Consider the following 20,365-nt stretch of genomic DNA (forward strand, 5'->3'; position numbering starts at 1 on the left):
ATCGTGCCCACGCGTGAATGTACTCCGCGTATTTAACTGCATTGGCTACCGCGTGAGTCGGTACTCCGTTTATCACGGTCACGCGTGGGCACGGGGGTGCCCACTCTACGGATTACTTGCGCATTTACTTGATATAGCGTCCTTGGCGCATCACCCGGTCCGCTTGCGCCTGCGATGTCTGCAAGGCAGCGTCCACTGTCGACTTGCCTGCCAGTGCACCGGCAATCGCCTGGCCGACTACCGTGCCCAGCGACTGGAATTCGGGAATCGTCACGAACTGGATGCCGGTGTAAGGCACTTTCTGCAAGGTGGCGTCCTTGGTGTCAGCCGACTGGATCGCGTTCAGCACGAAGTCGGAGTAGGGCGCGGCCTTCTTATACTCAGGCGAAGCGTAAGTCGACATACGGGTGCCCGGCGGCACCAGGCCCCAGCCCTTTTCCTTGGCGACCAGTTGCACATATTCCTTGGAAGTCGCCCAGGCTGCGAATTTCTTGGCGGCGTCCTGCGATTTCGACGATTTCGGAATTGCCAGCGACCAGATCCACAACCAATGCGAACCCTTAGGCGTGACCGCCACCGGCGACGGCGCGAATGCTACCTTGCCGACTACCTTCGATTCCTTGCTGCTGTAGATCATGCCGGCCGCCACCGTGGCGTCGATCCACATGCCGCATTTGCCGCTGGAGAACAGCACCAGGTTTTCGTTGAAGCCGTTCGAGGTGGCGCCTTGCGGGCCGTACTTGCGCAATAGGTCGACATAAGTAGTGACCGCGTTTTTCCACTCAGGCGAGTTGAGCTGCGGCTGCCATTTTTCATCGAACCAGCGGGCGCCGAAGGTATTCACCATGGTGCCGACCAGCGCCATGTTCTCACCCCAGCCGGCACGGCCGCGCAGGCAGATGCCGGCGATGCCGTTCTGCTTGTCGGTCAGTTTTTCAGCGAAGCCGGCGATATCCTGGAACGTCGGGTGTTCAGGCATTTTCAGGCCCTTTTCCGCAAACAGGTCTTTGCGGTAGTAGGTCATCGAGCTTTCGGCGTAGAACGGCAGCGCGTACAGCTTGCCGCCTTCGGTCAGGCCTTCGCGCACGGTCTTGATCAGGTCGGCTTCGTCGTAGTTGGCCGGCAAGCCTTCCATCGGCGCCAGCCAGCCTTTCTTGGCCCAGATCGGCGCTTCATATGCGCCGATGGTCATCAGGTCGAACTGGCCGCTGCCGGTGGCGATGTCGGTGGTGACGCGCTGGCGCAGCACGTTTTCTTCCAGCACTACCCAGCGCAGCTTGATGTCGGGGTTGGCGGTTTCGAAATTCGAGGAGAGTTTTTGCAGTTCGATCATGTCCGGATTGTTGATCGTTGCGATGTTCACGGTAACTGGTGCGGCCCAGGCGCTGCCGCAGAACACAGCCAGCAGGCTGAGTGGGGCCAGGGCGGCTGAAAACGAGCTTGCGCGGATGCTGCGACGTTTCATGTTTGTCTCCATTGTAGGAATGATTAATACGCCATGCCGACTTGCGCGGCTTCGCGTTATCACTTTCTCAGGCGGCGTAGCGGTCGCCCGGAAAATTCGTTAACGTTGTCTTTTGGTTCATGGCTTGCTGCTTCAAATATTGAGCAAAAGACTTTTCGTTGAGCAAATAATCATGCATGATTCAAAGCGTGTCAAGATTTAGTTCTGCTGCAATGCACTATCTGGGACAATTCCTGGGTCGAATGCCAAAAACAAGGCAGTAGCGGCCCAGGCGATGCATGTTGCGCAGATGCATGCCGGGCGCGCCATGCCCAAAAAAGGAAATCAGATGGCAAATGAAAAACTGGACCTCGCCGCGCGTGCGGCGTGGATGTATTACGTGGCCGGCAATACCCAGAACGAAATCGCCGACCACCTGGGCATCTCGCGCCAGATGGCGCAGCGGCTGGTGGCTTATGCGCGCGAATCGGGGCTGGTCAAGGTCAGGGTGGAACATCCGGTGTCGACTTGCCTGGAGCTGGCGGCCGCTTTGCAGCAGCGCTACGGCCTTGAGCAATGCCATGTGGTGCCGAGTATGGGGGCGGGCGACAACGTGGTCGACGACGCCGGCGTGCAGCAGATGCTGGCGGTGGTCGGCGCCGAGGTGATGGAGCGTTATCTGCAGCAGGAGACGCCGCTGGTGGTCAACGTCGGTTCGGGACGGACCTTGAAGGCCGTATTGGAGGCGGTCACCGAAATGGAACGGCCGCAGCACCGGATCGTGTCGATGGTGGGGGCGATTGCGGCCGACGGTTCATCGAATCGCTATGACGTCGCGCTTACCGCCGCCGACAAGATCCAGGCCCGTTTCTTTTTCCTGCCGGCGCCGCTGGTGGCCGACAATGCCGAAGACATGCGCCAGTGGTGCAGCCACCGGGTATATCGCATCGTGGCCGACCTGGCGCAGTATGCCGACGTCACCTTTATCGGCGTCGGCACCATTGCGCTTGGCTGTCCGATGCACGAAGACGGTTTCATCACGGCCGAAGAAGTCGCGCAATTGCAGGGATACGGAGCGGTGGGAGAAATGATCGGCCACGCCATCGCCGGCGACGGCCGCCTGATTGCATCGCCGCTGGAAGACCGCGTCACCAGCCTGCCACTGGCCTCGCCGCCGACACGCCCGGTGATCGGCATGGCAGGCGGCGTCAAGAAGGCGGAAGCGATCCGCGCGGTACTGCGCGGCGGCTGGTGGTCAGGCCTGATCACCGACGAATACTGTGCACGCTACGCACTGCAGGACGAGTAATTAATTAGGGTCAGATACCGTCTTGAATAGCAAGGCCGTTCGCTAAATAATTGGGATCGAAGGGCTTGCCAGTACGGACCACTCCGTAAATCAGATGTGTCATTTTGTGCATCACGGCCCCGATTACAGCTTTTTTTGCCATACCGGTGGCCAATAGTCGCTCAGCAAAGCGACGTAGTAGCGGGTTGTGTCGACATGCTACTAAGCTAGGCATATAAAGCGCCGCCCGCATAGACATGCTTCCAACTCGGCTAATCATGGTTCGACCTTTGATGGAGGTGCCGGAGCTGCGTTGTTTCGGAGTTACGCCGAGAAATGCGGCAAATGCCTTGGCGCTGTCAAATCTCCGGATGTCACCCAACTGGCCTAAGATCCTCGCCACCGTAGTGCCGCCGATACCTGGGATGCTCGTGATGAGCTCGGCATCATGCTTGAGGCCGGGATGTCGATCGATGTGATCATCGATGTCACCCTCCAATTTTTTGATCTCAGCGCTTAGCCAGGCGATGTGTTGCTTCACATGGTCGGCGACGTCGCTCATACCGGTGAAGGTGTTCGCTTCAAGCCGGTTTTCTTCCTGTTGGCGAATATCCTTTAATGCTTGTACTCGCATCGACCAAGCCCGCAACTGGCGCTGTTCCAGCGGTGGCGGCACCCAAGGCGCGGGCTTCATGGCAGCGCAATAGCGCGCAATGAGTCCGGCATCGGCAGTATCGTTCTTGTTGCGGATATTCTCACTATGGCCGAAGCCTTTGATGCAGGCCGGATTGACCACGCTAACGCTCATTGCTGCGTCATGCAGCGCCAATGCCACCGGTTCATAGTAAATCCCAGTGGCCTCCATGCAGACATGCAGCGTTTCTTTAGCGACTTTCGCCTTGCTTAACCACTCCAGGAGTAATTTGTATCCCTCGGCCGAATTATCCACCACCTTGGCCTTGGTCTTGCCGTTGACCAGCAAGGCAATATCGAGCTTCTTCTTGCTCACATCGATACCAACAACTGCGCACACCGTTTCCATTTTGACCTTTCTCGTATGCGGGCTTACGCGCCAGGCGATGGCCCAAGATACCGTTCGGACTTATAAAATGAAACGGGCAGAGGCACCTATCTGACCCACGTGCTCAACCGCACTCAGTCTAATCGGCATCACTCTGCCCGACCGCTTCGACATCATGATTATCCAATGGCGATGCGGTAGGTTCAATATACGAGAGTCAAATTGTTTAGGACCAAACAATTCGACTCTGACCCTAATTAACGGATTGCGGAGTACATGCGGCTTCGGATTGATTATTCGCGCGAACGCTCGCGGAACTGCAGCGGCTGCTCATCCGCCGCCGGCGTTGAACCGCAACCTGTGGCGCATGAGCCGCAGCCGCTATCGCATCCTCCCGCCGCAGCAGCCGGCTGCAAACGCTTGCCGATCGCGCGCAATGCTGCGGGCCGCGAGGCGGCGCTCAGGGAATTTGCCAGCGCTCCCTGCCAGCGCTGGCTGGTAGCCGGCATCAGCCGGCGGCAGGCATAGACCAGGCTGGCGGCGACGGCGACGCCGATCACGATGGCCTGAATCGCGAGAAACGGCGTCATGTCAGGAACCTCGTAATCTGATAGGTGAGGAAAGCCGCCAGGTAAGCCAGGCCAAACAGGTAGGCGGTGGCGACCGCAACGATCTTCCAGGAATTGGTTTCACGCCGCATCACTGCCAGCGTCGACATGCATTGCGGTGCAAACACATACCAGGCCAGCAGCGACAATGCAGTCGCCAGCGACCATTGATGTGCAATCACCTGTCCCAACTGCGATGCGATCGCGTCTTCGCTGCCGGACATGGCATACACGGTCCCCAGCGCCGATACGGCAACTTCGCGCGCCGCCATGCCGGGCACCAGTGCAATGCATATCTGCCAGTTAAAGCCGATAGGCGCAAATACGTATTCCAGCAGATGGCCGATGCGGCCGGCCAGGCTGTAATCGATGGCTGGCAACGTCGCGCCCGCCGGCGGGCCGGGAAAGGTCGAGAGAAACCACAGCAGCACCGTCAGCGACAGGATGATGGTGGTAACCCGTCGCAAGAAAATCAGCGCCCGTTCCCACAGGCCGATGGCGATATTGCGGGCGCCGGGCAAGCGGTAGGACGGCAGTTCCATCAGCAATGCATGTTCGCTCTTGTCCTTGCGCACGCGCTTGATGATCCAGGAGACGGCCAGCGCACTGACGATGCCGGCCACGTACAGCACGAACAGCACGATGCCCTGCATATTGAACAGGCCCCATACGCTGCGGCTCGGAATGAAGGCGGCGATCAGCAAGGTGTACACGGGAAGCCGTGCCGAGCACGTCATCAGCGGCGCCACCAGGATGGTGGTCAGGCGGTCGCGCGGGTCCTGGATGCTGCGGGTGGCCATGATGCCGGGAATTGCGCAGGCGAAACTCGACAGCAGCGGGATGAAGGAACGGCCGGTGAGTCCGGCCTTGAACATCATGCGGTCCAGCAGAAAGGCGGCGCGCGGCAGGTAGCCGGATTCTTCCAGCACCAGGATAAAGAAAAACAGGATCAGGATCTGCGGCAGGAACACCAGCACCGTGCCCAGGCCGCCGAAGATGCCGTCGCTGATCAGGCTGCGCAGCAGGCTCTCCGGCAAGGCGGCGGCGACCCAGGCGCCGACGGCGCCGACGCCGGCCTGGATGCCTTCCATCAGTGGCTGCGCCCAGGAAAAAACCGCCTGGAAAATGAAAAACATGATGGCCGCCAGCAGCGCCAGCCCGATCACCGGATGCAGCACCCAGCGGTCGATGGCGTCGTCGATCATCGATGTATTGCGCGGCATGGCGACGGCTGCCGCCAGCATGCCGCGCACCTGGGCATGCAAATCGTCGTCGACGCTGCCGCTTGCCGGCGCCGGCGCTTCCGCCTGGTCCAGGTGCCGGATCAGTTCGCGTGCGCCGCCGCTGCGCACCGCCACGGTTTCAATCACCGGAATGCCAAGGCGGCGCTGCAGCTCTTCGCGGTCGATCGTGATGCCGCGTTTGCGGGCGGCGTCCATCATGTTCAATGCCAGCACCATGGGCCGGCCCAGCCGTTTGACTTCAAGTACGAAGCGCAGGTGCAGGCGCAGGTTGGTTGCATCGGCGACGCAGACCACCAGGTCCGGCAGCGCTTCGCCCGGCATCTGGCCGAGGCAGACCTTGCGGGTGATCATCTCGTCCGGGCTGGTCGCTTCCAGGCTGTAGGCTCCCGGCAGGTCGAGCAGCTGGAACACGCGTCCGGACGGTGCGGTGAAGCGGCCTTCCTTGCGCTCTACCGTGACGCCGGCGTAGTTCGCCACTTTCTGGCGGCTGCCGGTCAGCTGGTTGAACAGGGCGGTCTTGCCGCAATTGGGATTGCCGACCAGGGCGATGCGGAGGGAGGATGCACTAGACATGAGGCCGGGATTCAGGAGGCTGGATCAGCAGGGTTGACATGGACCCGGTGCGCTTCGGCGCGACGCAGGGCAAAACGGGTGAAGCCGATCTGGATCATCAACGGATCGGCGCCGACCGGGCCGCGCGCCACCAGGCTCACGGCTTCGCCATGGACGAAACCAAGCTCGCGCAAGCGTTTGGCGATCGGGTCCTGCTCCAGCACGTCTTCTACATATTCAATCACTGCAGGCGTAAACGGCGTCAAATCACAAAGTCTCATACAAAAGCCATGATCAATAATCATTCTCATTATATACATTCACGGCTGCGGCTTGGCGAACAAAACAGGGGCGGGCACGCTGGCTCGGCGTCATTCGTGCCAGGATTTTTGCTTATCTTGCCTGGAAGCCATCTTATTACCGTGCCATTTGGAAAAAATAGTGTGGCTTGCTTGACAGCATTGCCCCCTTTGCGTTTTACTTGGCGCAATTTTCTGCACCGCAACAAATTTTTCGATGGTTTTCGGTAGCGCTAACATCGAATGTGTTGAATTTGCAATATAAATACTTTATCTAAACGAACAATCGGATTCCGCATGCGACTTCATAAAATTCTTGTCCTGTCATCCTTGCTGCTGGCAAGCGCATTCTGCAGCGCAGAGAGCGGCGTCACCGCCACCACCATTACCCTCGGGCAGTCGGCCGCGTTCAGCGGCCCTGCCAAGGAACTGGGCAAGGGCATGCATGACGGCGCGCAAGCGTATTTCGACCAGGTCAACGCCAGCGGCGGCGTGTTCGGCAGGAAAATCATCCTCAAGACCCTGGACGACGGCTATGAACCGGAGCGGGCGGCGGCGAATACCCGGCAGTTCATCGAACAAGACGACGTGCTGGCCTTGTTCGGCTATGTCGGCACGCCGACCTCGAACGCCTCGATTCCGGCCTTGACCAAGGCCAAGGTGCCGTTCTTTGCACCGTTTACCGGCGCCCAGTCGCTACGCGAACCGTTCAACCGGAACATCTTCAATATCCGCGCCAGCTACTTTGCCGAGACTGAAAAAATCGTGCAGCAGATCACCACGCTGTCGTTGAAGAAAATTGCGGTCTTTTATCAGAATGACGCCTATGGCAAGGCTGGCCTGGAAGGGGTGACGCGGGCGCTGAAGAAGCGCGGCATCGAGGTTGCCGGGCTGGGGACGGTCGAGCGCAACAGCGTGGATGTCGGCGACGCCGTCGCCAAGATCCGCCAAAGCCAGCCGCAGACGGTGATCATGGTCTCGGCCTACAACTCCAGCGCAGCCTTCATCAAGGCCATGATTGCAGCCGGCAGTCCGCCATCGTTCTGGAACATTTCATTTGTCGGCAGCCAGCAGCTGGTGAATGCGCTGGGCAAGGACGCCAGCGGCGTGCAGATCGCACAGGTGATGCCAGCCCCTTGGGATGAAGTCAACGGCATCGTCAAGGAATACCGCAAGTACTACCTGCAAGACGGCAAGAGAGAATGGGATTACGTCAGCATGGAAGGGTTCATCGCGGCCAAGGTGCTGGTGGAAGGCCTCAAGCGCGCCGGCGGCAGCCTGTCGCGCGAGAGCCTGGTCAAGGCCCTGGAAACCATCAACCACTACGACGCCGGCGGCTATTTTGTCACCTTCAGCCCGAGCAACCACAACGGCTCAGAATTCGTCGACCTGACCATGGTCGCCAAGAGCGGCCGGTTCCTGCACTGATTTATCCAGAGGCCGCTACGATCACGTGTTTTATTTCCTGAAACGCCTGCAGGCCCCAGGGTCCGAGTTCGCGGCCCAGGCTGCTTTTTTTCATGCCGCCCCATGACGCCTGCGGAAAAATCACCTGCGGGCTGTTGACCCAGACTAGGCCTACCTCCAGCGCCGCCGACACGCGGCTGGCGCGTTCGGGATCGGAAGTCAATACGGTTGCTACCAAGCCGTACTCGCTTTGATTGGCGACTGCAACCGCTTCCTGTTCGCTGTCGAAGGTATTGATGCACAGTACCGGACCAAAAATTTCCTCACGCCAGAGCGGGCTGTCGAAGGGCACATCGGCGAAGATCGTCGGCGCCACAAAATATCCCTTGGCCATGCCTGGCGGCTGCGTGCCGCCGGTAACCAACTTAAGCCCGGCGGCGACTCCCTGCTGGATGTATTGCTGCACTTTCTGATGCTGCCGGCGGCTGCTCAAGGGACCCATTTGGGTTGCGGGATCCATCGGATCGCCGACCTTGATCGATTCGACGCGCTGCTTGAGGCGCGCCATGAAATCCTGGGCGACGCTGCGTTCGACCAGTAGCCGCGAGGTGGCCGAGCACATCTGTCCGGCGTTGAAAAATATCCCGCCGCAGACAATCTCAAGCGCCAGCTCGATATCGGCGTCGGCAAACACCAGCGCCGCTGATTTCCCGCCCAGCTCCAGGCTGATCCGCTTGAGGTCGTCCGCCGCTGTTTTCATCACCGTCTGTCCGACTGCCGTGCTGCCGGTGAAGGAAACCTTGCGTACCGCCGGATGGGAAACCAGCGCCGCGCCGGCCTCGGCGTCGCCGGTAACCAGGTTGAAGACGCCGGCCGGCAATCCGGCCTGAGCGATAATCGCCGCCAGCGCCAGTTCCGGCAATGGCGCTATCTCCGACGGCTTGAGCACGACCGTGCAGCCGGCTGCCAGCGCCGGCGCCACCTTCCAGGCAGTGGTCACCATCGGGAAATTCCATGGCACGATCAGGGCTGCAATGCCGCAGGGTTCATGCCGCAGCGTTGCGCTAAAGCCGGCGCCGGGCAGGGCAACCGGCTGGTCCTGATGGTCATCGAGCTGCTCGGCCAGTCCAGCGTAATAATTGAACGTGGCGACGACATCGCCGACATCGATCAGCGCTTCGCTCAGGGGTTTGCCATTGTTGGCGGTTTGCAGCTGCGCCAGTTGTTCCTGCTGCTGTTGCACGCCGTCGGCGATGGCACGTAAAAAGGCGCCACGCTCGCGGCCGGAACTCATGCCCCATTCTGACTGGATGGCGGCGGCAGCTACGACGGCATCGTCGATATCCTGCATTGCGCCGAAGGCGACGTCGGCCAGTGCTGCTTCGGTAGCCGGATTGAATACCGTTTCCACCCGGCCGGAACGCGCATCGCACCAGCGGCCGGCGATGTATAGTTGATGCGGCAGTGGGTTCAGCATCATTGCTCCTGGCCAGTCCATTCGGTTTCAGAAATTTCAATCACGGTCGGCCTGCCGGCTGTTGCCGCCAGCTGCAAGGCGTCGGCCAGTTCCGCCGCTGTCGCCACGTGCCGGGCACTACAGCCGAAGCCGCGCGCAATCGCCAGGAAATCGGGTGTGTAGATATCGACGCCAACCGGCTCGATAGCCCGGTTTTCCATGTATTTCTTGATTTCGCCGTAGCCGTTGTTATTCCATAGCAGGATGATGACCGGCACGCCGGCTTCCACCGCGCTGGCCAGTTCCGGCAAGGTGAATTGAATGCCGCCGTCGCCGATCAGGCATAGCACCGGCCTGGCGGCCGCGGCCAGTTTGGCGCCTATCGCGGCCGGCAGCGCATAACCGAGCGTACCGTATCCGGTCGAAGAGTTGAACCAGCTGCGCGGCTGCGCGGCGTCAAAGGTGATATTGCCGGTATAAACGGGCTGGGTAGAATCGCCGACGTAGATCGCATCCGGCAGTACGCTTGCCGCCACTTCCAGCATGCGGTGCTGCATGCGAGCGGGTCGATCGAGGCTGGCGTCGACCTCGCGCCGCAAGGCGGCGGTCCTGCTGCTGCCCCACAGCGCATCGTTGCGCATCGTATCAGGTAGCGCCGGCAGTTGCTGCAACAGTCCCTGCAACGCGCTGGCGGCGTCCGACAGCAGCGTCAGCGATGCCGGATAGTTGCGCGCCAGCTGCTGGGCGTCGATATCGATCCTGATCAGCTTGCCGGGGATGCGAAAGCCGCCGTCGAACACGGTGTCGTAATCGGTTTCCCCGAGCTCGGTGCCGATCGCCAGCACTACGTCGGCCTCGCACACCAGTGCGCGGGTCGCGGCGGTGGACTGGCTTGAGCCGAGCAGCAGCGGATGCCGGGGAGGCAACAGGCCCTTGGCATTGATGGTGAGTGCAACGGGAGCTTGCAAGCATGCTGCCAGTTGCTGCAGTTCCACGCCGGCGTTGACGGCGCCGCCGCCGGCCAGGATCAAGGGGCGTTTGGCCTGGCGCAGTATTGCTGCCGCATCGGCTACGCTGCGCGGGTCGGCATGAGGTCTTGCGCTGCGCGCAGGCGTGGCGATGGAGAGGTGCGCGGCAGGAGCGACGATTACATCCAAAGGAATTTCGATATGGACCGGACGCGGGCGGGCGCTGTCGAACACGGCAAACGCGCGCGCCAATACCGCCGGCAGCTCCTCGGGGCTCATCAGGGTGTGCGAAAAAGCCGTCATTCCGGCAAACACGCCGCGCTGCGACGGCAACTCATGCAGCATGCCGTTGCCGTTGCCCAGATGCTGGCGCGCATTGACGCTGGAAATGACCAGCATCGGGATCGAGTCGGCATAGGCTTGCGCCATGGCGGTAGCGATATTTGTCATGCCGGGGCCGGTGATGATGAAGCAGACGCCAGGCTTGCCGCTTACCCGCGCATAGCCGTCGGCCATGAAGCCGGCACCCTGTTCGTGGCGCGGCGTGATGTGGCGCAAGCTGGACTGCGCCAGGCCGCGATACAGCTCCACGGTATGGACGCCGGGAATGCCGAACACCAGTTCGACCCCGTAATTTTCCAGCAGCTTGATCAGCACTTCGCCGCAGCTGCTTGCCGGGGTGGCAATCGTCAGCGATCCCGCGCCGGTGTCGCCGGTCTTGCCTATTTCAGTACTCTCGAGTCGTTTCATTTTTGTCAACGTTGGTGTGGCGTTATAGATCGGCGGGGAGTGGCAGCCGCAGCCATTTTTGCGAAATCTTGTTGAGGCTGCCGTCTTTCTTGGCTTGTACGATGGCCTGGTTGATTTGCTGCGTCAGTCGCGCTTCGTTCTTGTTGAAGCCGACATGATCGGGCGAGCTGAACAGCTGGAATTTCTGCTGTATGCCGGCAGCCGGATTCTTGGCCATGATGGTGGCGCCGACATTGTTGCCGACTACCATCAGTTGTGTCTGGCCCGACATGAAGGCCGAGATGGCGCCGTTGGCGTCGTCAAAACGTTTGATGGTGGCGCCGGCCGGCGCTGCCTTGGAAATGCTCAAGTCCTCCAGGGTGCCGCGGGCTACGGAGATGGTCTTGCCGGCCAGGTCGGCATTGTTCTTGATCGCCAGTTTAGGACCGCCGAAGACCGCAAGGTAGTAGGGCGCGTAGGCATCGGAAAAATCGATGACTTTGGCCCGCTCCGGTGTTTGTCCCACCGACAGCAGCAAATCGACCTTGCCGCCGGCGAGGTAAGCCATGCGGTTGTCGCCGGTGACTTGCACCAGTTCCACCTTGGTTTTCAACGCCTTGCCGATCAGTTCGGCCATGTCGATGTCGTAACCGAGCGGCTGCATGTCGGGACCGATCGAGCCGAACGGCGGATAGTCCATGAAGACGCCGATCCTGACCTTGCCGTTTTTAGCGATGGTGTCGATGGCGTCTGCGTGGCTGGGAGCGGCATGCAGCATGCCGGCAGCGAGCAGCATGGCAGCGCCCAGCTGGCGCAGGCGGCGATTCAGGAAGGCTGGCAATATGTTCATGAAATTTTCCTATGAATAAATGGATGCGTCGCTTGGCGATGCTTCTTGTCAGGCCGCCAGCCGGCCCGGGCTGGCGTCGATCAGCTTGCAGGCGTGCGGCGGCAGTGTCGCCAGCACCGGGCTGCCGATTGCCAGCCCCGGCACTTCGCGTGGACTGGTGGCCACCGTCAGTGTAAAACCGGCGCAGTCTATGGTTGCTTCCAGCGAAGAACCGACATCGCGGATAAAGCTGACTTGTCCCGCTATGCAATTGTTGTGGATGCTGGCATGCAGATCCTTGTGCGCCTGCGCTTCGCTGATTTTCAGGCAAACGTCTTCCGGCCGGATCAGCAGGCGGATATCCTGGCCGGTGCTGGCTTTGCGCGCGCCGCCGATGTCGATCAGCTGGCCGCCGGCCAGCCGCACGCGTTGTTCGCCGTTGGGTACTGCCGGCAGGATGTTGCCGAGGCCGATGAAGTCGGCGACAAATTCATTGACCGGGTCCCGGTACACTTCCAGCGGCGAACCGACCTGGGCGATCTGGCCTTGTTCCATCACCACAATCACGTCGGCCATGGTCATCGCTTCCCGCTGGTCATGGGTGACCATGATGGTGGTGATGCCGAGGCGTTGCTGCAGCAGGCGGATTTCCACCTGCATGGCTTCGCGCAGCTTGGCGTCGAGTGCAGATAGCGGTTCGTCCAGCAGCAACAATTTGGGCGCGGACGCCAGTGCACGGGCAATCGCGACACGCTGCCGTTGGCCGCCCGACAGCTGCGCTACCGGCCTGTCGGCCATGTGCGGCAGCTGGATCAATTGCAGCAATTCGTCGACTCGCTGCTTCTGGCTTTGCTTGTCGGCCTTGCGCAAGCGCAGCGGATAGGCGATGTTGCCGGCCACCGTCATGTGCGGAAACAGCGCCAGCGACTGGAACACCATGCCGAAATCGCGCTCGCAGGCAGGCACATGGGTGAGATCCTTGCCGTCCATGCTGAGACGGCCGCTGGTCGGCGTTTCGAGTCCGGCGATCATGCGCAGCAGCGTGGTCTTGCCGCAGCCGGACGGCCCCAGGAAACACACCAGCTTGCCTTCGGGGATGTTCAGGTTGACATGCTTGACGACGTGCACTGCGCCGAAATGCTTGTTAACGTTTTCGATAATTAATTGCTTGCTCATGTTGTTCTCGTCAGGTTGAAACGCATTGCTTCACGATTCGATGAAAGTACGATCAGAGCGCCACGCCATCGTCGCCTACCAGTTTTTCCAACAGCCAGATCAGGCCGAAATCGATCAGGACGATGAATACGGCAAAGGAAAATACGGTCGGATCCAGCGAAGATACGGTGCGGCTATACAGCCACACCGGCAAGGTCATGGTGTCGACGTCGTACAGGAAAAAAGTGACCGTGAATTCGTTGAAGGAGACGATGAAGGCGAACAGCATCCCGGCCAGGATGCCGGGCCGCATCAGCGGCAGCACCACGTCAAACATGGCGCGCAAGGGCCGGGCGCCCATCAGGTAGGCCGCCTCTTCGAATTCGGGACCGATGCCGGCGATCGATGCCGCGCAATTCTTGACAGCGAACGGCAAAGCGAGGATCACATGGGCGATCACCAGCCGGAAAATGCCCAGTTCGACCGGGAAATAATTAAACACCAGCAGCAGCGAAATGCCCAGCATCACCAGCGGATACACCATCGGCAAGGCGATGAATTGTTCGACCACGGCTTTGCCCGGAAAATTGAAACGATTCAGCGCATAGGCGGCCGGGATGGCCGCGGCTGCGGCAATCAGCATGGTCGCGAACGCTACCATCAGGCTGGTGCCGAGCGCTTGCCCCATCGACAGGACGTCGCTGGCATCGGGCGACATGAAGGTGTGCCAGGCTGCGCGATACCATTGCAAGCCATAGCTGGGCGGCGGAAACGCCAGGGTGTCGGAAGCCCCGAACGACATGATGATCATGGTGATGATCGGCATTGCCGCCAGGATCAGCACCACGGCGGCCAGAACGCCGGTCAGCCATGTCAGCTGGCCGGGCAGGGCGCGCCGCAGGAATGGTATGGCGAGCGAAGTCATTGCGCGTCTCCCAACATTCTTTGCGAGCGCTGAACCAGTTTTTGCGACAGCGCCATCACCGCCAGGGTCGCCAGCATCAGGACCACGCTGGTGGCGGATGCCGCCGGCCAGTTGAGCAAGGGCGTAATCTGGTCGCGCACCAGCACTGCCAGCATCGAAACCCGGCGCCCGCCGAGCAGCAGCGGCACGGCAAACGCGCTGGCGTTATAGGCGAACACCAGCAGGGCGCCCGACAGGATGCCCGGCATCGCCGGCGGCAGCAGTACGTGGCGCAGGATCTGCCAGCGGCTGGCGCCCATGGTGGCGGCGGCTTCTTCGTAGCTGCCGGAAATCGCTTTCAGGGCGCTGGCCATCGGCAGCGCCGCCAGCGGGAATGCGGTTTGTATCAAGCCCAGCAATACGCCGTTTTCACGATACAGCCATTGCACCGGGCGCTGTACGATGCCGAGCGCCAGCAACGAATTGTTGAGCACGCCGCCGGGGCCGAGGATGATCAGCCAGCCGTAGCTTTGCAGCAGCAAGTTAACCAGCAGGGGCAGCAACACGCCGGTCAGCAACAGGCGCCGCGCCAGCTTGGATTTGGCGCGCGCCATGGCGATCGCTACCGGGATCGCCAGCAGCACCGCCAGCACCGTGCTCTGGAACGCCAGGCGCAAGGTGAGCCAGAGCGACTTCATGTAGTAAGGTGTCGCCAGGTCGGCGTAACTGCTGAGCGAAACGCTGTGCCATTCGTCGCCGTTGCTGCCGACGCTCATGCGGATTACCGCCAGCGCCGCCGCTGCCAGCACTGCCAGGAACAGCAGTACCGGCAACAGCAGCAGCCACGGGCGCGCATTGGAGTTTTGATCGAGCATTGCTTTTACCTTTGCCTTTACCTGTAACGGTTACGCCGAAAAGATCTCGGTGTAGCGGCGCACCCATTCGCTTTGCACCACGGCCAGCGCCTTGTCGTCGTGGATCTGCGCTTTCTCGGCGATCTGCCTGGCGCTGGGAACGTAGCGGCTGCTGTCGGCCGGTATCGACGCCTTGGTGTTCACCGGGCCGTTGAGGACATCGGCGGCCATCTTGCCTTGCACCACCGGATCAAGCGTATGGTTGATGAAGGCGTGGATCAGGTCGAGGTCGCCCGGATGGGATTTCGGAATCACCGTGTACATCAGCTGCGCGGCAAAACCTTCTTTCATGTCGTAGGTGACGCCCATCTTGTATTCCGGTTTCTTGATCGCAACCGGGAAGAAGGCCGGCGAGTAGATGCCGCCCAGGTCCAGCGCATTGGTGCGGAACAGCTCGGCTACCTGGTTGGGGTTTTCGCCGAGCATCAGGATGCGGTCCTTGAGCAGCGCCAGCTTCTTGAAGCCGGGGTCGATATTCTTTTGCGAGCCGCCCGACAGCTTGGCGGCAATTATGGCAAGGTCGACGGCCTCGACCCAGCTTGGCGGCGGCAGGAAGATGCGGCCGCTGTATTTCTCATCCCACAAAGCCTCGTAGCTGGACGGCGCGGCTTTGAAGGTCGAGGTGTTGTAGATCAGGCCGTTGGTCCATAGCAGGTAGCCGACGCCGAAGCCGTTGGCGCCGCTGCGATGCTGGGGAGCGACGTCTTTCAGGTTCGGCAGGCGCGCCAGGTCTGGCTGCATCAGCAGGCCGGCATCGGCCAGGCCGGAAGCGCCTACGCCTGCCAGCGTGATCACATCGTATTGCGGTTTGTTGCCGGCCGCCTTCAGCTTGGCCACCATGCCTGAGGTACCGTCGGCACGGTCAGCGATGACTTTGGCGCCGGTCTTCTCCGAGAAGCTGGCCGCGATGTTGCGCAGCGCCGCCAGGCCGGTGTCGTCTGACCAGGTCAGGAAGCGCAGCGTCTTGCCTTTAAAGTTCTGTTCCTGTGCAAAGACGTTCACAAATGGTGCGGATAACGTGGATGCTGCAATCGAGGCGCCGATCGCCTTCATGACGTTGCGTCGTTTGGTATTTGTATTTTGCATGGCTTGCTCCTGCTGTAAGAGTATGGAAACAACTGCTGAATGCCTGCGACCTGCTCGAGCGGCGGTATATGCCGATGCAAGAGGTGTGCCAGATGTTGTTGTAAGACATTAGTTTTATTGATGCCTATGATGCGTAAAACTGATGTCTGCGAAGGCTTGGCGTAATTGCAGATGAATGTGGTCTGGCAAGTGGAAGCAAGATGCTTCCGGCAATGGCGGCAGGCTCTGGGGTAGGGTGCATTTGTCTCGCTCCGGTATCAGGAAATGTATTTTCTTTGTGAAGTGTCCCTATGGGATCTGCTCACTTTTTTATGCTTGATATTCTTGGGCATTGCCCGGGCCTTCACAAACGAAATATAATCATAGGAGCCATGCATTTTCCTGTTGGCTTGGATCTCCGGAGACACTCATGCGTAAATTGCCGCCTTTGAATGCCCTGCAAGTCTTCGAGACTGTCGCGCGCCATCAAAACATTACGCATGCCGCCAACTACCTTTGCCTGACCCAGGGTGCGGTCAGCCGGCAGATACTGATCCTGGAAGAGTATTACGGCTTTCCCTTGTTCCAGCGCCACGCGCGCGGCTTGACGCTGACCGAGGAAGGCGAGCTCTTGCTGCCCGCGGTGCGTGAAAGTTTCGCGCGGATCGAGGAGATATCGACCCGGCTGACGCGGCAGCGCACTGACCTGGCATTGAAGGTGCCGACCTGCATCATGCGCTGGATCTATCCCAAGATCATGCTGTTCCAGGCCGCTTATCCGGATATCCAGCTGCAGGTCACGACTGCCTTGCAGCACAATGTCGACTTCCAGCGCGAATCGTTTGACGCCGCCATCGTGTATGGCGCGCCGACCGGCAAGGATACCCATTCCCTTTTATTGTTTACCGAGCAGCTGACGCCGGTATGTTCGCCTTCGATGCTCAAGGAGCAGCCAGACCTGAAGCCGGAACAGCTGGCGCAGCAGACTTTGCTGCATCCGACCAGGGATCACCGGGACTGGGAAATGTGGCTGCGCTTTGCCGGCGTCAAAGGCGTCGACGCCGCCAGCGGCCAGAGTTTCGAAACGCTGGACCTGGCGGTAAATGCAGCGGCGCAGGGATTCGGCGTAGCGATAGGGGACTGCATCCTGGCCAGCGACGACCTCGAGATGCAACGGCTGGTGAAACCGTTCGATTGTGTGATGCCGGGCCAAAGTTATTACTTCGTGTATCCGGAAAGCGTCGCCAACCAGCAAAAAATCGCCATCTTCCGCGAATGGATCGCCCAGCACTGCATGGAGCGCGCAGCGACAATTGCCTGAGTGGCCTCCAGGCCAAAAAAATAAGCCTCTGTACAAATGCAACTGTGTTGCATTACAATCTCTATATGCAACTAAGTTGCATGTGCGATTGAGCCATGAAAAATACTGATTGCCGTCGCACCGCATATCCGGCATCTGCCGTGCCGCCTGATCATTCTTGAATACAAAGACCACTATGAAACAGCCAAAAAAACTTCCCGTCACCGTGCTGTCGGGTTTCCTGGGCGCAGGGAAAACCACCTTGCTGAACCACATCTTGCGCAATCGCGAGGGCAAGCGGGTGGCGGTGATCGTCAACGACATGAGTGAAGTCAACATCGACGCCGAACTGGTCCGCGACGGCGCCGAGGCTGCCGGCGCAGCGTTGTCGCGCACCGAGGAAAAACTGGTGGAGATGTCGAACGGCTGCATTTGCTGCACCTTGCGCGACGACCTGCTGCAAGAAGTGCGGAAGCTGGCGGCGTCGGGACGCTTCGATTACCTGCTGATCGAATCGACCGGCGTTTCGGAGCCGATGCCGATTGCCGCGACCTTCGATTTTGAGGACGAAGAGGGCAACAGCCTGAACCATGTGGCGCGCATCGACACCATGGTGACGGTGGTCGACGGCGCCAACTTGCTGGCCGATTTTTCCAGCAAGGATTTCCTGGCCGATCGCGGCGAGACCGCGGGAGAGGGCGATTACCGGCGGCTGGTGCAGTTGCTGACCGAACAGATCGAGTTCGCCAACGTGATCGTGGTCAACAAGACTGACCTGATCGACGACGCTCAATTACAGAACGTGCTGGCCATCATCAAGGCGCTCAACCCGAGTGCGCGCGTGGTGCTTGCGCAGCATTCGAAAATTCCGCTGGCCGCCATCCTGGATACCGGCTTGTTCAACCTGGAACAGGCTTCTGCCATGCCCGGCTGGGCGCGAGAACTGGAAGGACATCATGCGCCGGAGACCGAGGCTTATGGCATCAGCAGCTTTGTGTACCGTACGCCGGAACCGTTTCATCCGCGGCGCCTGCATGATTTCCTGGCCGCGCCGCCGCCGGGCGTGATCCGCAGCAAAGGTTATTTCTGGCTGGCCAGCCGCCCGGAGTGGGTCGCCAGCATGTCGGGCGCGGGTAAATTGATGGATAGCGAACCGGTCGGTTTCTGGTGGGCTGCGGTGCCGGCCGAACGCTGGCCGCAAGACACTCATGCACGGGCCCAGATCAAGGCCGGCTGGAGCGAACCTTATGGCGACCGGCATCAGGAAATCGTGTTCATCGGGCAGGACATGGACCAGGATGAAATTCGCAAGAAGCTGCAAGCCTGCCTGCTGGATGCGGCTGAAACCGGCCTCGGCATGGCTGCCTGGCGCCGCTTCGACGATCCGTTTCCAGGCTGGCAAAGAACCGTCGCGGAAGGGCATTGAGCATGGCCGCCGCTCCCACCATGCTGGCGCGTTCAGCATGGATGCGGCTGTTGCTGGTGCTGCCGGTATGCCTGCTGTTCTGGCTGGGGGTCTGGTGGGCGCTGGCTGGAGATATAGGATGAAACCGGCCGTCGCAATCCACGATTTGAATGTCGCTTATCGCCGGCATCCGGCCTTGCATTGCATCAGCGGCAGTTTTGCGCGCGGCTCGCTGACAGCGGTGGTAGGGCCCAACGGCGCCGGCAAAAGCACCTTGCTGAAGAGCTTGCTGGGCCTGGTGCCTGTCGATAGCGGCCAGGTAACGCTGCATGTGGCGCGCAAGCGTATCGCCTATCTGCCGCAGCAGGCGGAGATCGACCGCAGTTTTCCGATTTCGGTGCTGGATTGCATTTGCCTGGGTTACTGGCAACGGCTTGGCATCTTCGGCGGCGTCAGTCTGGCGCTGATTGAACGGGCTACAGATGCCTTGCTGGCGGTTGGTCTGCAGGGGTTTGCGCAGCGCTCTGTCGGCAGCTTGTCGGCCGGGCAGATGCAACGGGTGCTGTTTGCGCGCATCCTGGTCCAGGACGCCGACCTGATCTTGCTGGACGAACCGTTCAATGCGGTTGACGCCAAAACCACCGAGGACCTGCTGGCGATCGTCCATGCCTGGCATGCGCAGCAGCGCACTGTCATCGCTGTGTTGCACGACCATGAACAAGTACGCTGCCATTTCCCGCAAGCTGTCCTGCTGGCGCGGCGCCTAGTGGCCTGGGGCGATACCGCTCAGGTGCTGAGCGAATCGCATCTGCATCTGGCCAAACACATGCCGGACACAAACACTGCAGAGGCCGCGGCGTGACTTCGGCAGCATGGCTGGGCGCCGCGCAGCAGCTTGCATGGGCGCCATTTTCCGAATTCGCTTTCATGCGGCGCGCCTTGATCGGGGCCCTGGCACTGGCACTCAGCAGCGCGCCGTTGGGCGTGCTGCTGACCTTGCGGCGCATGAGCTTGTTCGGCGATGCGCTCAGCCACGCGGTATTGCCGGGCGTTGCCATCGGTTTCATCTTGTTCGGCCTGTCGCTGCCGGCTTTGAGTATCGGCGGCTTCCTGGCCGGCGTGATCGTGGTGGCGATCGCCGCCCGCATCAGCCGGACTACCGGCCTGAAGGAAGACGCCAGCCTGGCTTCCATTTACCTGACTGCGCTCGCCCTGGGGGTGATGCTGATCTCCATGAATGGCTCCAAGCTGGATCTGCTGCATATCCTGTTCGGCAATGTGCTCGGAGTGGATCGGCCCGGACTGCTGCTGGTGGCGGGAGTCAGCACTTTCAGTTTGCTGGCGGGCGCGCTTGCCTATCGCGGCCTGCTGCTGGAAAGTTTCGATCCCTCCTATCTGGCAGCAAGCGGCAGGCGGGCGGGATTGTTCCAGCAGTTGTTCCTGATGCTGGTGGTGCTCAATCTGGTCGCCTCGTTCCAGACCCTGGGCACGCTGATGGCAGTGGGCCTGATGATGCTGCCGGCGGTCTCGGCCCGGCTGTGGCATGACAGCTTGCCGGCGCAACTCTTGAACAGCGCCTTGCAGGCAGCGCTGGCAGCTTATGCCGGCTTGCTGCTGTCCTACTACACCGCGGCCCCTTCCGGTCCGACCATCATCGTTTGCGCGGCCGCCTGTTACCTGGTTTCGCTGATGGTTGCGCCGCGCGGCTGGCTGCCGCGGGTTTTGCGGCGACAAGGCTGACGCAGTTTCAGGCATCTCGATTACTGATCTTCCAGGA

At 60.6% G+C, this 20,365-nt stretch carries 18 protein-coding genes; 6 read left to right on the plus strand and 12 right to left on the minus strand.

The window, feature by feature from the left end; translation table 11 throughout:
* Window positions 1–124 precede the first annotated feature (124 nt).
* Window positions 125–1,465, minus strand: a complete 1,341-nt coding sequence (locus CFter6_RS06480; protein ID WP_061539233.1) for an ABC transporter substrate-binding protein — start codon at window positions 1,463–1,465, stop codon at window positions 125–127.
* A 328-nt stretch (window positions 1,466–1,793) separates the two neighbouring features.
* Between CFter6_RS06480 and CFter6_RS06485 the strand changes: the two genes are divergently transcribed.
* Window positions 1,794–2,753, plus strand: a complete 960-nt coding sequence (locus tag CFter6_RS06485) for a sugar-binding transcriptional regulator (RefSeq protein ID WP_417924791.1) — start codon at window positions 1,794–1,796, stop codon at window positions 2,751–2,753.
* 10 nt (window positions 2,754–2,763) lie between these two features.
* Here CFter6_RS06485 and CFter6_RS06490 read toward each other — a convergent pair whose 3' ends face one another.
* The 4 genes from CFter6_RS06490 to CFter6_RS06505 form a co-directional block, all read right to left on the minus strand.
* Window positions 2,764–3,774 carry an IS110 family RNA-guided transposase gene (locus CFter6_RS06490; RefSeq protein ID WP_061539234.1) on the minus strand — a complete coding sequence of 337 codons (1,011 nt, stop codon included), beginning with the start codon at window positions 3,772–3,774 and terminating at the stop codon, window positions 2,764–2,766.
* Between the two features lie 272 nt (window positions 3,775–4,046).
* Window positions 4,047–4,343 (minus strand): DUF6587 family protein, encoded by a 297-nt coding sequence (locus tag CFter6_RS06495; protein ID WP_061539235.1) that lies wholly within the window; start codon window positions 4,341–4,343, stop codon window positions 4,047–4,049.
* Entirely contained in the window at window positions 4,340–6,178 is a 1,839-nt protein-coding gene (gene feoB, locus CFter6_RS06500) for a ferrous iron transporter B (protein WP_061539236.1), read from the minus strand. Before feoB ends, CFter6_RS06495 begins: the two co-directional genes overlap by 4 nt.
* An 11-nt stretch (window positions 6,179–6,189) precedes the next feature.
* A complete protein-coding gene (locus CFter6_RS06505) occupies window positions 6,190–6,438 on the minus strand; it encodes a FeoA family protein (RefSeq protein ID WP_061539237.1) in 249 nt (82 codons plus the stop codon).
* A gap of 315 nt (window positions 6,439–6,753) precedes the next feature.
* Here CFter6_RS06505 and CFter6_RS06510 point away from each other — a divergent pair, with 315 nt between their 5' ends.
* On the plus strand, window positions 6,754–7,884 hold the full coding sequence (locus CFter6_RS06510) for an ABC transporter substrate-binding protein (protein ID WP_061539238.1): 1,131 nt from the start codon (window positions 6,754–6,756) through the stop codon (window positions 7,882–7,884).
* Window position 7,885: 1 nt separating this feature from the next.
* On the opposite strand, the gene CFter6_RS06515 is transcribed toward CFter6_RS06510, so the two are convergent.
* Genes CFter6_RS06515 through CFter6_RS06545 form a run of 7 tightly spaced genes read right to left on the minus strand, consistent with a single transcriptional unit; the run spans window position 7,886 to window position 15,904 of the window.
* Window positions 7,886–9,343, minus strand: coding sequence for an aldehyde dehydrogenase family protein (locus CFter6_RS06515; protein WP_061539239.1), 1,458 nt, complete (start codon window positions 9,341–9,343; stop codon window positions 7,886–7,888).
* Window positions 9,340–11,037 (minus strand): 5-guanidino-2-oxopentanoate decarboxylase, encoded by a 1,698-nt coding sequence (locus tag CFter6_RS06520; RefSeq protein ID WP_082814636.1) that lies wholly within the window; start codon window positions 11,035–11,037, stop codon window positions 9,340–9,342. Before CFter6_RS06520 ends, CFter6_RS06515 begins: the two co-directional genes overlap by 4 nt.
* 22 nt (window positions 11,038–11,059) lie before the next feature.
* The gene (locus CFter6_RS06525) at window positions 11,060–11,866 is read right to left on the minus strand and encodes a transporter substrate-binding domain-containing protein (RefSeq protein WP_061539240.1); all 807 of its coding nucleotides are present in this window, start codon (window positions 11,864–11,866) and stop codon (window positions 11,060–11,062) included.
* A gap of 48 nt (window positions 11,867–11,914) precedes the next feature.
* Window positions 11,915–13,021, minus strand: coding sequence for an ABC transporter ATP-binding protein (locus CFter6_RS06530; RefSeq protein ID WP_061539241.1), 1,107 nt, complete (start codon window positions 13,019–13,021; stop codon window positions 11,915–11,917).
* Window positions 13,022–13,073: 52 nt separating this feature from the next.
* A complete protein-coding gene (locus CFter6_RS06535; RefSeq protein WP_061539242.1) occupies window positions 13,074–13,925 on the minus strand; it encodes an ABC transporter permease in 852 nt (283 codons plus the stop codon).
* Window positions 13,922–14,779, minus strand: a complete 858-nt coding sequence (locus CFter6_RS06540; RefSeq protein ID WP_061539243.1) for an ABC transporter permease — start codon at window positions 14,777–14,779, stop codon at window positions 13,922–13,924. Before CFter6_RS06540 ends, CFter6_RS06535 begins: the two co-directional genes overlap by 4 nt.
* Before the next feature lie 30 nt (window positions 14,780–14,809).
* Window positions 14,810–15,904, minus strand: coding sequence for an ABC transporter substrate-binding protein (locus CFter6_RS06545; protein ID WP_061539244.1), 1,095 nt, complete (start codon window positions 15,902–15,904; stop codon window positions 14,810–14,812).
* Window positions 15,905–16,313: 409 nt separating this feature from the next.
* Between CFter6_RS06545 and CFter6_RS06550 the strand changes: the two genes are divergently transcribed.
* From CFter6_RS06550 to CFter6_RS06565, 4 genes are all read left to right on the plus strand, one after another.
* Complete coding sequence (locus CFter6_RS06550) at window positions 16,314–17,204, plus strand: LysR substrate-binding domain-containing protein (protein ID WP_061539245.1); 891 nt, start codon at window positions 16,314–16,316, stop codon at window positions 17,202–17,204.
* Window positions 17,205–17,379: 175 nt separating this feature from the next.
* The gene (gene zigA / locus CFter6_RS06555) at window positions 17,380–18,609 is read left to right on the plus strand and encodes a zinc metallochaperone GTPase ZigA (RefSeq protein WP_061539246.1); all 1,230 of its coding nucleotides are present in this window, start codon (window positions 17,380–17,382) and stop codon (window positions 18,607–18,609) included.
* A 118-nt stretch (window positions 18,610–18,727) separates the two neighbouring features.
* Window positions 18,728–19,450: a metal ABC transporter ATP-binding protein gene (locus tag CFter6_RS06560; protein WP_061539247.1), complete on the plus strand. Its 723-nt coding sequence runs from the start codon at window positions 18,728–18,730 to the stop codon at window positions 19,448–19,450.
* A gap of 65 nt (window positions 19,451–19,515) precedes the next feature.
* Window positions 19,516–20,328: a metal ABC transporter permease gene (locus CFter6_RS06565; protein ID WP_061542242.1), complete on the plus strand. Its 813-nt coding sequence runs from the start codon at window positions 19,516–19,518 to the stop codon at window positions 20,326–20,328.
* Window positions 20,329–20,365 lie beyond the last annotated feature (37 nt).

The organism is Collimonas fungivorans (assembly GCF_001584145.1).
GTDB classification, from domain to species: domain Bacteria; phylum Pseudomonadota; class Gammaproteobacteria; order Burkholderiales; family Burkholderiaceae_D; genus Collimonas; species Collimonas fungivorans.

Coding starts and splice junctions, on each gene's coding strand:
- CFter6_RS06550 (WP_061539245.1), top strand. CDS start 16,314: ATGCGTAAATTGCCGCCTTTGAATGCCCTGCAAGTCTTCGAGACTGTC.
- CFter6_RS06510 (WP_061539238.1), top strand. CDS start 6,754: ATGCGACTTCATAAAATTCTTGTCCTGTCATCCTTGCTGCTGGCAAGC.
- CFter6_RS06535 (WP_061539242.1), bottom strand. CDS start 13,925: ATGACTTCGCTCGCCATACCATTCCTGCGGCGCGCCCTGCCCGGCCAG.
- CFter6_RS06490 (WP_061539234.1), bottom strand. CDS start 3,774: ATGGAAACGGTGTGCGCAGTTGTTGGTATCGATGTGAGCAAGAAGAAG.
- CFter6_RS06540 (WP_061539243.1), bottom strand. CDS start 14,779: ATGCTCGATCAAAACTCCAATGCGCGCCCGTGGCTGCTGCTGTTGCCG.
- CFter6_RS06480 (WP_061539233.1), bottom strand. CDS start 1,465: ATGAAACGTCGCAGCATCCGCGCAAGCTCGTTTTCAGCCGCCCTGGCC.
- CFter6_RS06560 (WP_061539247.1), top strand. CDS start 18,728: ATGAAACCGGCCGTCGCAATCCACGATTTGAATGTCGCTTATCGCCGG.
- CFter6_RS06565 (WP_061542242.1), top strand. CDS start 19,516: ATGCGGCGCGCCTTGATCGGGGCCCTGGCACTGGCACTCAGCAGCGCG.
- CFter6_RS06515 (WP_061539239.1), bottom strand. CDS start 9,343: ATGATGCTGAACCCACTGCCGCATCAACTATACATCGCCGGCCGCTGG.
- CFter6_RS06545 (WP_061539244.1), bottom strand. CDS start 15,904: ATGCAAAATACAAATACCAAACGACGCAACGTCATGAAGGCGATCGGC.
- CFter6_RS06525 (WP_061539240.1), bottom strand. CDS start 11,866: ATGAACATATTGCCAGCCTTCCTGAATCGCCGCCTGCGCCAGCTGGGC.
- CFter6_RS06485 (WP_417924791.1), top strand. CDS start 1,794: ATGGCAAATGAAAAACTGGACCTCGCCGCGCGTGCGGCGTGGATGTAT.
- CFter6_RS06530 (WP_061539241.1), bottom strand. CDS start 13,021: ATGAGCAAGCAATTAATTATCGAAAACGTTAACAAGCATTTCGGCGCA.
- feoB (WP_061539236.1), bottom strand. CDS start 6,178: ATGTCTAGTGCATCCTCCCTCCGCATCGCCCTGGTCGGCAATCCCAAT.
- zigA (WP_061539246.1), top strand. CDS start 17,380: ATGAAACAGCCAAAAAAACTTCCCGTCACCGTGCTGTCGGGTTTCCTG.
- CFter6_RS06520 (WP_082814636.1), bottom strand. CDS start 11,037: ATGAAACGACTCGAGAGTACTGAAATAGGCAAGACCGGCGACACCGGC.
- CFter6_RS06495 (WP_061539235.1), bottom strand. CDS start 4,343: ATGACGCCGTTTCTCGCGATTCAGGCCATCGTGATCGGCGTCGCCGTC.
- CFter6_RS06505 (WP_061539237.1), bottom strand. CDS start 6,438: ATGAGACTTTGTGATTTGACGCCGTTTACGCCTGCAGTGATTGAATAT.